10 protein-coding genes are annotated in these 12,823 nt (G+C 59.0%); all 10 read right to left on the bottom strand.

Features of this window, described 5'->3' with window-relative positions; genetic code table 11:
- Positions 1–26 precede the first annotated feature (26 nt).
- Entirely contained in the window at positions 27–1,304 is a 1,278-nt protein-coding gene (locus BLT54_RS14850; RefSeq protein ID WP_074646080.1) for an ABC transporter substrate-binding protein, read from the bottom strand.
- Positions 1,305–1,344: 40 nt separating this feature from the next.
- Positions 1,345–2,829, bottom strand: a complete 1,485-nt coding sequence (locus BLT54_RS14845; RefSeq protein ID WP_074646079.1) for an FGGY-family carbohydrate kinase — start codon at positions 2,827–2,829, stop codon at positions 1,345–1,347.
- The gene (locus tag BLT54_RS14840) at positions 2,826–4,445 is read right to left on the bottom strand and encodes a glycerol-3-phosphate dehydrogenase/oxidase (protein WP_074646078.1); all 1,620 of its coding nucleotides are present in this window, start codon (positions 4,443–4,445) and stop codon (positions 2,826–2,828) included. Before BLT54_RS14840 ends, BLT54_RS14845 begins: the two co-directional genes overlap by 4 nt.
- A gap of 404 nt (positions 4,446–4,849) precedes the next feature.
- Positions 4,850–5,623, bottom strand: a complete 774-nt coding sequence (locus BLT54_RS14835; RefSeq protein WP_074646077.1) for a metallophosphoesterase family protein — start codon at positions 5,621–5,623, stop codon at positions 4,850–4,852.
- Between the two features lie 263 nt (positions 5,624–5,886).
- A complete protein-coding gene (locus BLT54_RS14830; RefSeq protein ID WP_074646076.1) occupies positions 5,887–7,680 on the bottom strand; it encodes a thiamine pyrophosphate-binding protein in 1,794 nt (597 codons plus the stop codon).
- Between the two features lie 92 nt (positions 7,681–7,772).
- A complete protein-coding gene (locus tag BLT54_RS14825) occupies positions 7,773–9,497 on the bottom strand; it encodes an ABC transporter substrate-binding protein (protein WP_074646075.1) in 1,725 nt (574 codons plus the stop codon).
- A 75-nt stretch (positions 9,498–9,572) separates the two neighbouring features.
- Positions 9,573–9,854: a DUF2160 domain-containing protein gene (locus BLT54_RS14820; protein ID WP_074646167.1), complete on the bottom strand. Its 282-nt coding sequence runs from the start codon at positions 9,852–9,854 to the stop codon at positions 9,573–9,575.
- A 119-nt stretch (positions 9,855–9,973) separates the two neighbouring features.
- Positions 9,974–10,765, bottom strand: a complete 792-nt coding sequence (locus BLT54_RS14815) for a carbohydrate ABC transporter permease (protein ID WP_074646166.1) — start codon at positions 10,763–10,765, stop codon at positions 9,974–9,976.
- A 74-nt stretch (positions 10,766–10,839) separates the two neighbouring features.
- On the bottom strand, positions 10,840–11,721 hold the full coding sequence (locus tag BLT54_RS14810; RefSeq protein ID WP_074646074.1) for a carbohydrate ABC transporter permease: 882 nt from the start codon (positions 11,719–11,721) through the stop codon (positions 10,840–10,842).
- Positions 11,721–12,818 (bottom strand): ABC transporter ATP-binding protein, encoded by a 1,098-nt coding sequence (locus BLT54_RS14805; protein ID WP_074646073.1) that lies wholly within the window; start codon positions 12,816–12,818, stop codon positions 11,721–11,723. The genes BLT54_RS14810 and BLT54_RS14805 overlap by 1 nt, the downstream gene beginning before the upstream one ends.
- Positions 12,819–12,823 lie beyond the last annotated feature (5 nt).

Below are 12,823 nucleotides of genomic sequence, written 5' to 3'. Positions count from 1 at the left end.
TATCTGCGCGGCGGCAAGAGACGGCGTTATTTGACGCGCATCAGGCTTTCTTCGGCGAAAAACGCAGCTTCATCCAAGGCCGCCTGAACATCGTCACGGGTGCCCGCAAAGAGTTCCTCAAGCGTCAGGCCAAGCGTATCACCGATTTCCGGCCACACCGGGCTTGCCATGATCAACAGGCTGGTTTTCGGACCCGTGTCCAAAAGCGCATCAATGTACTCTTGCGGCACGAGGGCTTTGAACCCATCGCTTTGCAAGGTAGACACACGGCCAATGTCGGAGGCAATCCCGGCAGCAAGCCGGTTTTGTTCCATCTCTTTCGAAGTGGCCCAGCCGACAAAATCGCCCGCGATTGTTTTGGCACAGTCTTCCGCAGCGCCGGATTTCGACACGGCCCAGCCATGCGACCAGCCTGCCGATGGCAGCGGATCAGGCGGCGGTGCGTAGCCGACTTTGCCAACGATGGACGACTTTTCCGGGTCTTCCATCCATGGGCCAAACACATCGGATTCGATCAAGATCGCCACCTGACCCCCACGAAACGCCTCAACGGAATCGGACCAGTTGAACGTCGCCACGCCGGGAGGTGAGGATTGCATCATATCCATGTAAACCTCGGTCGCTTTCACGCCTGCCGCAGAGTTGAACGCAGGCATATCACCGTCAAGCCATTCGCCACCTTCGGCCCGGAAAAACGGCGTCCAGCGCCACACATTCATGCCAGAACCGCGTTGCCCGCGTGCCGACCAACCGTAGACTCCCCCCTCAGGATCGTTGAGCGCCTTGACCGCCGCAACCAGCTCATCAAGTGTTGTCGGCACGGCAATGCCTTTGGCCTCTAACAGGTCTTTGCGGTACATCATGACGTCGCCACCGCCCACGAAAGGCGCGAAATATTGCACGCCGTCGACCGTGGCGACATTGCTCAGATCGGTGCGGAAATCGGCCAAATCGTAGCTTTCGGGCACCACATCGGCGAGCGGATAAATCCAATCGGCCGAGACATATTCGGCCAAGTTGGCCTCGTCGATATAGACCACCTGATAAGATCCCGCCCCGGTCGAGGCATCCAAGCGCGCTTTGGCGCGCCGCTCGTTTTCACCGAGCATGGTGATTTTGACCTCAGTGCCCCATTTATCATTGAATTCAGACAGATGCGCATCAAGTGCGGTGACTGCAGGCATCCCCTGAGCAATCACATTGAGCGCGGGCAATGTGCCTTTACAGGCCATAGCATCCTGCGCATAGCCTTGTGTGGCCAGCGCACAGAGCGCCGTTCCAAACAAAAGATGTGTCTTTCGCATTTTCTTTCCTCCCTGGTGTTTTTTTGAACGTCTGACCCGGTTACGGGTTCTCCTCCTCCAACAGCGCTGCCAGCCCATGATCGAGCCTGCAAAAACTGTGAAACCTCTTTTCGTAAAACGCCCCCAATGCCGGATCGGGTCGGTGTGTGTGGGCCACTCCTGTCATCTGCGCCGCGGCTTCGGCCAAATCGGCATAAGCGCCACAGGCGACAGCGGCACAGATCGCCGCGCCCAATGCGCCCACTTCAGAGGCGCGCACCGCCTCCACGTTGCGTTGGCAGACATCGGCAAACACCTGTGCCCAGACCGGTGATTTCGACGCGCCGCCCGCAAGGCGGATCGTCTCTGGAAACGGCTGACCTGCAACCCTGACGACATCCTCCGCGTGACGCCGCGCCTGAAACACCACCCCTTCAAAGATCGCCCGTAGCATTGTCCCCAAATCATCGCTCGCGCCCAGATCGACAAAGGTCCCACGCAGCGGGTCTGGACCGAAAACATAGGGCAAAAACTGACAACGCCGGGTTTCAACCGGGCTGTTGGCAACCAATCTATTGGCCTCGGCCACGGACACGCGCCCGCCCATGGCGTGATCCAGAAACCAACCCAGATTGGCGGCGGAACAGGGGCTACCCTCGGCAATCAATCGACGATTCCCGCCGCGATAAAGCATGTTCAGGATCGGCGTGTCTGTGCCTTTTGGGGGACCGCTTTCCAGACTGTTGATCGACCAAGTCCCGGCAATCATTGTCAAAATTGGCGCATCCACGGCTCCTGCGCCCAGAGAGCTGGCAGCCACATCCATCATCGACCCCGCCACCGGCGTGCCCTCGGGCAGCCCGGTTTCCTCAGCGGCCCGGCGCGACACCCGCCCGGCCACGCCGTCGCTGGCCACGATGGGCGGCAAAAGATGCGCATGAGGCGCAAGCCCGAGTTCCTCAAAGACAGGCTGCGCATAGGTCCCCGTAGCCACGTCCATCAACCCGCCGCCACTGGCCTCCGTCGGGTCGCTCAAAGCCTCCCCGGTCAGGCGGAACCGGATCACGTCTTTACAGGCCAAAGCCCACCGCGTGCGCGTCATGACCTCGGGTTCGGTCCGTGCCAAATACGCCAGCTGCATCAAGGTTTGACCACCCCACAACCTGTGCCCGGTCTGTGCGGAAATTTCAGTGGCGCGCCCGGAGGCGGCCAGTTCCTCCACCAAAGGTTGGGCGCGGTGATCGACAGACACGATGCCCGGACGTGTGCCACGCCCCTCCTCGTCCAAGAGGAAAATGCCATTGCCAAATCCGGTGCAGCCGACGGCGAGAATCTCGCGCCCGGCGCAATGCGCCGTAAGCCGCCGCAACGCCGACGTGGTGCCGGCCCAAAAGGCCTCGACCTCGCGCTCGACCCGCCCATCCGGGTGGTGATCCGTGGGCACATCCGCGGTTTCAATGGCAATCTCGGCGCCCATCAGATCATAGGCCACGACCTTGACCGCCGTGCCGCCTGCGTCGATTGAAATGAGGATTTCACCGCTCATGCGACATTCTCCTGAAGCTGGGCGCGCGTTCCCATCAGGCGCGGGTCCTCCAACACGGCGGCGATCTCCGCAGCCAAGTCTTTGGGATCGCGGCCCGCTTCCTGTGCCAAAATTTCGGCGAGGTCATAAAGTGTCTCGCGCTGTAACCCATGACCCAGGCTCAGTTGGGTCCGCCGCAGCACCAAATCTTCGATGCAACAAGCGGCGCGGGCACGAATGGCCCAGATGATTTCACCCCGGCAATAGCTCGGTGCCCCGGCCAAAGCCATGCTTCCCGGCCCCACACAAAGCGGCGCGACCTCTTGGGCCAAAGCGCCATAGCGGGCGACCAGACGTGTGGCGATCTCCTTTGGAACCGTCAGAGCATTGCGCGCGAAAGGCGCGGCACCGGGATAGGTGCGCTGCGCGGTGGACATGGTGCGGGTCCGGCCAAGCCGTTTCAGCACACGATCCGCGGCCTCTTCGCCAAAGGCCCGAAAGGTCGTCCATTTGCCACCCACAAGTGACAAAACCGGAACCGCACAGCCGGGAAAACGATCCTCTTCAAGCGCATGATCACGCGCCGCACTGGTGGCCGATCCGCCACCATCGCGCAGGGGACGAATGCCGGTTGTCATCGACACGATATGGCTCCGATCCACCGAAATGTCGGTGAAAAGCCCGTCAATGGCGCGCAGAAGATAGGCAATCTCGGTCTCTGAAATGGCGCGGTCTTCTGCATCCTTGGTCTCCACTTCTGTGGTCCCGACGAGGATGTTTTCACCTACAGGCAGCGTGATGATCATCCGCCCGGTGCCGTCGTCAAAATAAAAGGCGCGCCCAGCCATGCGCTGATGCAGTGCGGAGTGATCCAACACCAAATGCGCGCCTTTGACGCCGCGCAGATACTGCGTCTTGCCACCAAGTTTGGCGTTCACATCGTCGATCCATGCGCCGGTGGCGTTCACGATCACCTTTGGGGTCATACGGTATTGCGTGGCATCAAACCGATCCGTGATGATGATCATGTCCCCGTCTTTGTGCCAGTTCACATGATTGAGCGCCGCAACCCGTGGCCCCTGCCCCATGGCCTCGCGGAGCATTTCAAACATCAACCCTTCGGGCTGGGTGATCTGACCGTCAAAATAGGCCGCCACGGCACGGGTTTGGGGGCGCAGGCCTTTCGGGAAATGGGCGCGGCGCAACACGGTTTTATGATTTGGCAGCGGGTGCTCGCGACGACCGAAGGCTTCGTAAAGCCGCAGCGCGCCCTCCAAGGCCGCCAAGGAGAGCGGGCCCCCAAAGCGGGTAAAGCCCAAAAACCGCAGCACTGCGCGGGCGAAGCCGCCCAAAAGATGCTCAAGCGGCACGACAATTTCCAGCGGTTTCACAAGATGTCCGGCATGGGCGATCAGGCGGTTTCGTTCGCGGGCAGATTCCGCCACAAGTCGAAATTCGCGCCCCTCCAGATAGCGTAGCCCACCATGCGCCATGCGGCTTGATGCGCTGCTCGCGCCCTGACAGAAATCATGCGCATCTATCAGCACGCAGGACACCCCGTTGAGCGCCAAATCGCGCAGCGTGGCCACACCGTTTACTCCGCCGCCAAGAATCAAAACATCCGGTTCCTGCAACACAGCAAGTCGTTCCTTGCTGGTGGAACGCAAGGGCGGGGGCGGAGAGTGTGTGGCGCTATTGTGTTTCATGAGGAGAGAACAGCCTATTTTTTATTTTTTGTAAATACCACTTTACAAAAAATAAACAAAATACTGCGCAGTGCATTGCTGAAACACCGGACATCAAAAAGACGTCGCCCGTTCAATCCGCGATCCGTTAGAGACACACTTTCTCAATAAATCAAATACTTGGCATAATCATTTGCGCCCTCACCTCCCGTGATGCGGATGCTCGGAGGCAAATCAGCGGGCGACCATATCAATCGGCAGCAAAGACTGAGACACATCGCTTGACCCTACCTTAAAGCGTTTCGGCCTTACGCCGAGTCTCAAAAGAAAGATCAAAAACGTACCGCAGGGCCTGTTTATCCGCGTGTTTGCAGGAACTCGGTGGTGCTTTCGGTGATGTGAACCGCCGTCAAACGCCCTGTGGCATAGGCCCCTGTGTCGATTGAAATCACACCATTGCTCTCTTTCGGCATGTCGACAATGGTGTGGCCATGCACGACCCAAAGCCCATCTTGGCGCGGGACCTGCCCAAATCGCACATGCCCCCATCTGAGGCTCTGCGTCTTTTGATCTGTTATTGGCTTCGCCGGATCCGCGCCTGCGTGAACCACCGCGACATTCCCACTTTGAAACAGGCCCGGACGCTCATTGAGCCATGCCTCCAAACCCTCCGGCAGAAGCTCCAAAAGCTGATCTCTGGCCTGCCGCAAAGCCTCAGGAGCATTGTGTTCACTCAGGCGAAACGCACCATAGCTGGCCATAGTCTGCAAGCCACCGTGCCGCATCCATCGGTTGCCCGTGCTTTCCGGGTCTTGCAAAAAGGACAGCATCATTTCTTCGTGGTTGCCCATGATGAAAACCGTGTTTGGGCGGGCCGCTTCAAGGCCGCGCAACCGCTCCAAAACCTCGGCGCTCTGCTCCCCCCGATCCACGAAATCACCGACAAACACCCAACGGGCGGAGGGTGCTTTTTCCATCAGCATGTCGATCATGGCATCCAAGCATTTCAACTGACCATGAATGTCCCCGACAACCACAAGACTTTCCTCCGGCCTCGGCGGAAGACCGTCAAAGCGGTGAACGGGCGGCGCATCGACCGACCGACGGCGAGGAAACAAACGCTTAAACATCAGCTGACCCTTTTACTGGTGCGAGGACAAACCGCAGACCCAAAGGCGCGACTTGGTCAGAGGTTTAGCGTGTTTTCAATCCGACTTCCAACGCCCGCCACCCCAAAAAATCTCACGATCGTGCCAGAAAGACCCGCAAATGCGCGATCAGGTCAGGAGGGCCGTGTCCGCAGGCGCAATCCACATAGGGCGGAGGAGATCCCCCGCCCTTCGTCCCCATAGCGTCAAGCGACATGGTTTTCTGAACTGGCGCTGGAGTATCCTTACAGATCCGGAGAGACCTTCCATTCGCGCAGCTTGTAGACCGTGCCGGGCCGCGGGCGTGGCTTGTCTTCGGGTTCACGCATACGGCGCTTGAAGGAATGGATCGGCGTGGCGCGGTCGTCGATCCGCACCTCAACAACCGAGGGTCCGTCATGGGCAAAGGCCTCGTCCAGCGCCTTGCCGATGTCGTCGGGCTTTTCAACATAGATGCCTTTCAACCCAAGGCCTGCCGCCGCCGCCGCATATCCGGGAACGTAACCCTGCTTTTCCAATGCGCAGGATTGCGGGTTCTTGAAAAAGATTTCCTGCCACAGCTGAATCCAGCCCAATGTGCCGTTGTTGATCACGATATTGATGATTGGCATGTCGTACTGCGCCTGCGTGGCCAGTTCGCCAATGGTGTAGGAAAATGCACCGTCGCCAGCCAGTGTCACAACATGCCCGCCCTCTTCGATGACCGACGCAACACCGATGGCACCGGGAACCGAATAGCCAAGACCCCCTTGCCCACGGGCAAAGACGAATTTTCGCCCGGTTTGGCGGGCGGGCAGATAGCCAGAAATCCACCCGGCCGAAAAGGACGCATCCGAGACCACGATGTCCTTTTCACCCAAGCGTTTGTCGAGTTCGGCCATGACGCGCGGTGGCAAAACCGGAATTTGGTCCGATGCCATTTCAGCCGCCTTAACTTTGTCGCACTCGGCCTTGACCTCGGCAATGCGGGCCATCCACTCCGGGTTGGCGTCCGCGCGGCTTTCGCCAAGGGCGGCATCCAGCGCCTGAACCATGCTGCGCACATCGCCCAAAAGCGGCACTGTGGGTCGGAAGGTGCGGCCATGTTCAAGCGGATCGAAGTCGATGGTTATGGTGGCCTGTTCTGGTGTGGGCAAAGACCAGTTCATGCCCGTGTTCTGGCTCACCTTGGACCCGCACCAGATCACCAAATCCGCCTCGGGGACGAGATCAATCGCCGCCTTAGACCCAAGCGGGTTGAGTACGCCCGCCACATAGTCGCGGGTTTCGGGCACGGACCCCTTGCCCGACAGGCTGGTGACCACCAGCGCGCCCAGACGGTCGGCGAATGCGGTCACCTCGTCGCAGGCATCTGCGCCATGCACGCCGCCACCGCAGACCATCGCCGGGCGCTTGGCCTTTTTGATCAGGGCAATCGCCTTGTCGATTTCACTGGGGGGCGCAACTGAGCGCAGGTAGGGCGTGCGCACGGTGCGATCATCGACATTGGTCAGCAGGGTTTCCATGTCCCAATCGGCATCAAAGATGTCGTGAGGGATGATAAGGGCAACAGGACCGGGACGCGGTGCGGTGGCGATACGCAACGAGGTGCGGATCAGTTCCGGCAGGGCGGCGATGGAGGGCACCAAAAACGCCTCTTTCGAACAGGTTTTGAAAAAGGAGAGCTGATCGTAGCCTTGGCTGGCGATGCCCTTTTCCTTCAGCGGCAACCAGTCCAACGGCAATTCCCCGATAATACCCAGCATTGGGATAGAGGCGTTCAGTGCCTCAAAAAATCCGGCGGGCAACAGGTTGGAACCGGGTCCAACTGTCACGTCGCAAACGCCGGGCTTGCCGGTGATCCGGGCGTAGCCGTCGGCGGCATAGGCGGCATTGCGTTCATCGCGCATCAGGATGTGTTTTATCCGGTCTTGGCGTCGGGAAATTCCGTCATGCAGGGCCGTGGTTTGCCCGCCCGGCATACCGAAGACATATTCGACACCGGACTTGGCAAGCATTTCAGCCACGAGGTCGCCGATATGGGGCTTGGGATCAGTCATTTGAGTTTCTCCAAAAGGTTCCGGTGCCACAGCGGCCGACCGGGTTTCAGGGTAGACCGGCCCGGCGGCACATGACCGCCGGACCGCAGGGGTTATTTGCTCCAGGATTTGATCATCTCGTCATAGGCGACGGTCTTGGGTTCCTGACGCTCGTTCGCGAGTTTGGGCTTGGGTGCGCCCGGCTGTTCCAGCCAATACTCGGCACCTTGTTCGGGGTTCATCTTGGGACCGATGTCGCCCTGAATGCCCGCGCGTTCGATACGGGTCATGACCGATTCCATATCGCTGCAAAGACCGTCGAGCGCCTCTTGCGTGGATTTGGACCCCGACATGGCGTCACCGATGTTCTGCCACCACAGCTGTGCAAGCTTCGGATAGTCAGGCACGTTGGTGCCGGTCGGCGACCACTGGATGCGGGCCGGCGAGCGGTAGAATTCCACCAGACCGCCAAGTTTGGGCGCGCGCTCGGTGAAGCTCGGGTGCTGGATCGTGGACTCGCGGATAAAGGTCAGCCCCTCATGCGCTTTCTTCACGTCCACGGTTTTCGAGGTGACGAACTGCGCATAGAGCCACGCGGCCTTGGCGCGATCCACAGGGGTGGATTTCATCAGCGTCCAGGAGCCCACGTCCTGATAACCGACCTTCATGCCGTCTTCCCAGTAGGCGCCGTGCGGCGAAGGGGCCATGCGCCATTTCGGCGTGCCATCCTCGTTCATCACGGGCAGGTCAGGTAGAACGGTCGCCGCAGTAAAGGCGGTGTACCAGAACATCTGCTGCGCCACATTGCCCTGCGCCGGGACCGGTCCCGCCTCAGAGAATGTCATGCCTTGAGCTGAGGGCGGCGAATAGTCCTTGAGCCATTTGATCGCCTTGTCCACGGCATAGACCGCAGCAGGAGAGTTGGTCGCCCCGCCGCGTGTCATACAGGCGCCGACAGGCTGGGACTGTTCATTCACACGAATGCCCCATTCGTCGACCGGCAAGCCATTGGGTTCACCCACATCGCCCATGCCCGCCATGGACATCCACGCATCGGTGTAGCGCCAGCCAAGGCTCGGGTCTTTCTTGCCGTAGTCCATATTGCCGAAGATTTCGCCTTCGATACCCATATGGCTCAGATCACGACCCGTGAAGAATTCGGCGATGTCCTCATACGCGGCCCAATTGACCGGAACACCCAGGTCGTAGCCGTATTTCGCCTTGAAATCGGCCTTGTTCTTGTCGTCATTGAACCAATCGTAGCGGAACCAGTACAGGTTCGCGAACTGTTGGTCGGGCAGTTGATACAGCTCGCCATCAGGGCCGGTGGTGAACTGGGTGCCGATGAAATCGGTCAGATCAAGACCGGGGTTGGTGACATCCTTGCCCTCGTTCGCCATCCAGTCGGTCAGGCTACGCGCTTGTTGATAGCGCCAATGCGTGCCGATCAGATCAGAGTCGTTGATATAGGCGTCATAGATGTTTTCGCCCGACTGCATCTGAGTTTGCAGCTTTTCAACAACATCGCCTTCACCGATCAGGTCATGGGTGATCTGGATGCCGGTGATCTTGGTGAACGCCTCGGCCAGGACCTTGGATTCATAGCTGTGGGTGTCGATGGTTTCCGACACGACCTTGATGTCCATGCCAGCAAAAGGTGCGGCGGCGTCGATAAACCACTGCATCTCTTGTTCTTGTTCGGCACGGCTGAGACTAGACAGATCGCCGATCTCAGCGTCAAGGAATGCCTTTGCCGCCTCCATGTCGGCGAAGGACGGGCTTGCAAAACACGCCAGCGCCGCGACCACCGCTGTGGTGGATTTGAAGTTGAATTTCATTTTCTTCCTCCCTGAAGATTTTGTTGGTTTGGCGGCATTGCCCGCACTTGGCGCGCAACACCCGTTCAGGCCGGATCAAAGCCAGCGGAACACCGCAAAGGCGTAGATCAGGCAGGGGACAACTGCGCCCCACTGAGCGGCGTCGCTCAGTCCCAGCCAGGCCAGATTGATAAAAGCCGAGCCGAGCAAAGTGATGAAAAGCCGGTCGCCGCGTGTCGTTTCGATCCGCAGCGCGCCAAGGCGTGGCGTTTCGGGAAACTTGAACGCCAGCACCGTGAACAGGATGAGCAAGCAGGCGATCGTCCAAAAGAACAGGGCCACGGGGAACGACCAGGCCATCCAGCCGCCCGCGATCATTTGCCCGGTCCAATCCAGTGCGCCATTTCTGCGCGGGACGGAAAGGATCAGCGCCCCAAGAGAGCCACCCATGACAGCGGCGAGTACGGTATAAATCGTGATCCAACGGGTCGTGCGCATCACACCCTCCCCAGGGCAAAGCCCTTTGCGATGTAGTTGCGGACAAACCAGATCACCAAGGCGCCCGGAATGATGGTGAGAACCCCGGCGGCGGCCAGCACACCATAATCAAGGCCGGTGGCCGAGGACGTGCGCGTCATGGCAACGCCGATGGTTTTGACGTTGACCGAGGTCAGCGTGCGGCTGATCAGAAGATCGACCCAGGAGAACATGAAACAAAAGAACGCGGCGACACCGATCCCGCTGGCGATCAGCGGCATGAAAATCTTCAGGAAAAAGCCGCCAAAGCTGTGACCGTCGATATAGGCGGTTTCGTCCACTTCCTTGGGCACGCCGCGCATGAAGCCTTCGAGAATCCAGACCGCAAGGGGGATGTTGAACAGGCAATGCGCCAGCGCCACCGCGATATGCGTATCGAACAGGCCGACACTGGAATAGAGCTGGAAAAACGGCAGGGCAAACACCGCAGCAGGGGCCATACGGTTGGTCAGCAGCCAAAAGAACAGGTGCTTGTCGCCCATGAAGCTGTAGCGGCTGAACGCATAGGCTGCGGGCAACGCCACCGTCACCGAGATCAACGTGTTCAAAAGCACGTAGATCAGCGAGTTGACGTAGCCCATATACCATGTGCTGTCAGAGAAGATAACGCCGTAGTTGTGCCACGTGAAGTCTTGCGGCAACAGGGAGACGCCCGACAGGATCTCTGTGTTGGTCTTGAAGCTCATGTTGACCAGCCAGTAGATCGGCACCAGCAGGAACAAGATGTAAAGGATCAACATCCCGCGCGACATGGCTTTGTGCAGTTTCGTATTGTCGCGTGACCGTCGCGGACTGGTCGCCTTGGCAAAGGTAGGGTCGATAGTGGTCATTCCGGCACCTCTTCTTTTTCTTGGTCGAGATTGGTCATGACGGTGTAGAACACCCATGAAATCAAAAGGATCACAAGGAAATACATCAGGCTGAAGGCGGCGGCTGGGCCCAGGTCGAACTGACCGATTGCCATCTTCACCAGATCAACTGACAAGAATGTCGTGGTCGAACCGGGGCCGCCGCCGGTGACGACGAAAGGTTCGGTGTAGATCATGAAACTGTCCATGAAGCGCAGCAGCACGGCGATCAGCAACACGCCTTGCATCTTGGGCAATTCGATGTAGCGGAACACAGCCCAGCGGCTGGCCTGATCAATCCGACCCGCCTGATAATAGGCCTCGGGAATGGATTGCAGACCCGCGTAGCACAGCAGCGTGACAAGCGAGGTCCAGTGCCAGACATCCATCACGATCAGCGTGGCCCAGGCGTCGATTGCATCGCGGCCAAGGTTGAAATCGACTCCAAGCGCAGCCAGCGTCGAACCAAGCAAACCGATGTCGATGCGAGTGAACAATTGCCAGATCGTGCCCACCACGTTCCATGGGATCAGCAAGGGCAGCGCCAGCAAAACCAAGGTCAGGCTGGCCCAGACGCCACGTTTGGGCAGAGTCAGGGCAATGGCAATGCCCAACGGAATTTCAATCGCCAGGATGATTGCCGAAAAGATGAGCTGACGTTGCAGAGCATCGTGCATCCGTTCCGAGCGGATCACTTCGCGGAACCATTCCAGACCGACCCAGAAAAACGCATTGTTGCCAAAGGTGTCATTGAAGGCATAGTTCACCACCGTCATCAGCGGCAGGATCGCCGAGAATCCGACAAGCAGCAGCACTGGAAGCACCAGAAACCATGCCTTGTTGTTCTGTGTCTTGAACATTACGAGCCACTCCTGTCTTGGGGATGTTCTGGTGCCATGCGCCAATCGTCGGCAAAGACACCGATCTTTTCCGGTTGGAATATGAGGTGGCAACTGTCGTCCGCAGGCAGGGCGGCACCTTCGGGGAGAACGACGGCCACGGGCGCTCCGGCCACCTCAGCCCGCAAAATGCGGTGACGACCCACGTCATCGACACGCATAATGGTGGCGGGCAGTCCGCCGGTTCTACTGACGGTCACATGTTCAGGGCGAATGCCGATCTGTGTGCGCCCCGTCAGGTGGCCAAACTTGCCACCAAGCGGCGCTTCATGTTCGCCGATGTGCGCGACATTGCCGTCGATCACGGCATCCAATAAGTTCATGCCCGGCGAGCCGATGAAGTACCCTACAAATGTGTGCGCAGGCCGTTCGAACAATTCCTCGGGGGTGCCGACCTGCACAATGCGCCCGTCGTGCATGACCACCACCTTATCGGCAAAGGTCAGCGCCTCGGTCTGATCGTGGGTGACATAGATCATCGTGTGACCGAAATCCTGATGCAGCTTTTTCAGCTGCGTGCGCAGTTCCCATTTCAAGTGGGGGTCGATTACGGTCAGCGGTTCGTCGAACAGGATCGCATTCACATCCTCGCGGACCATGCCGCGCCCAAGGCTGATCTTTTGCTTGACATCCGCCGTCAGGCCGCGCGCCTTGCGCGACAACGTGCCCTCCATGCCGATCATCTTTGCCACCTGATCGACGCGCGACTGAATATAGTCCTTTTTCATGCCGCGATTGCGCAGCGGAAACGCAAGGTTTTCGCGCACGGTCATGGTGTCGTAGACCACGGGAAACTGGAACACCTGCGCGATATTGCGTTCTGCTGTTGGCGCGTCTGTCACATCGCCATCCCCGAACAGAATGCGCCCCTGACTGGGCCGCCGCAGACCCGAGATGAGGTTGAGAAGTGTGGATTTCCCACACCCCGATGCTCCCAAAAGCGCATAGGCACCGCCATCATCCCAGGTCAGGTCGATGGTTTTCAGCGCATAGTCCTGTTCGCCCCGAGGGTAGGGAAAGTAGGTGTGTGCCAAGTTGGAAAGGGTAATTTTTGCCATGATGT

Origin of the sequence: Celeribacter baekdonensis (genome assembly GCF_900102315.1) — a bacterium.
GTDB lineage: Bacteria > Pseudomonadota > Alphaproteobacteria > Rhodobacterales > Rhodobacteraceae > Celeribacter > Celeribacter baekdonensis.
This window is presented reverse-complemented; position numbering and strand designations above follow the sequence as displayed.

Bases quoted from the DNA above. Each gene is read 5' to 3' on its own strand.
- BLT54_RS14850 (WP_074646080.1), bottom strand. From the start codon at position 1,304: ATGCGAAAGACACATCTTTTGTTTGGAACGGCGCTCTGTGCGCTGGCC.
- BLT54_RS14845 (WP_074646079.1), bottom strand. From the start codon at position 2,829: ATGAGCGGTGAAATCCTCATTTCAATCGACGCAGGCGGCACGGCGGTC.
- BLT54_RS14835 (WP_074646077.1), bottom strand. From the start codon at position 5,623: ATGTTTAAGCGTTTGTTTCCTCGCCGTCGGTCGGTCGATGCGCCGCCC.
- BLT54_RS14830 (WP_074646076.1), bottom strand. From the start codon at position 7,680: ATGACTGATCCCAAGCCCCATATCGGCGACCTCGTGGCTGAAATGCTT.
- BLT54_RS14825 (WP_074646075.1), bottom strand. From the start codon at position 9,497: ATGAAATTCAACTTCAAATCCACCACAGCGGTGGTCGCGGCGCTGGCG.
- BLT54_RS14820 (WP_074646167.1), bottom strand. From the start codon at position 9,854: ATGATCGCGGGCGGCTGGATGGCCTGGTCGTTCCCCGTGGCCCTGTTC.
- BLT54_RS14815 (WP_074646166.1), bottom strand. From the start codon at position 10,765: ATGTCGCGCGGGATGTTGATCCTTTACATCTTGTTCCTGCTGGTGCCG.
- BLT54_RS14810 (WP_074646074.1), bottom strand. From the start codon at position 11,721: ATGTTCAAGACACAGAACAACAAGGCATGGTTTCTGGTGCTTCCAGTG.
- BLT54_RS14805 (WP_074646073.1), bottom strand. From the start codon at position 12,818: ATGGCAAAAATTACCCTTTCCAACTTGGCACACACCTACTTTCCCTAC.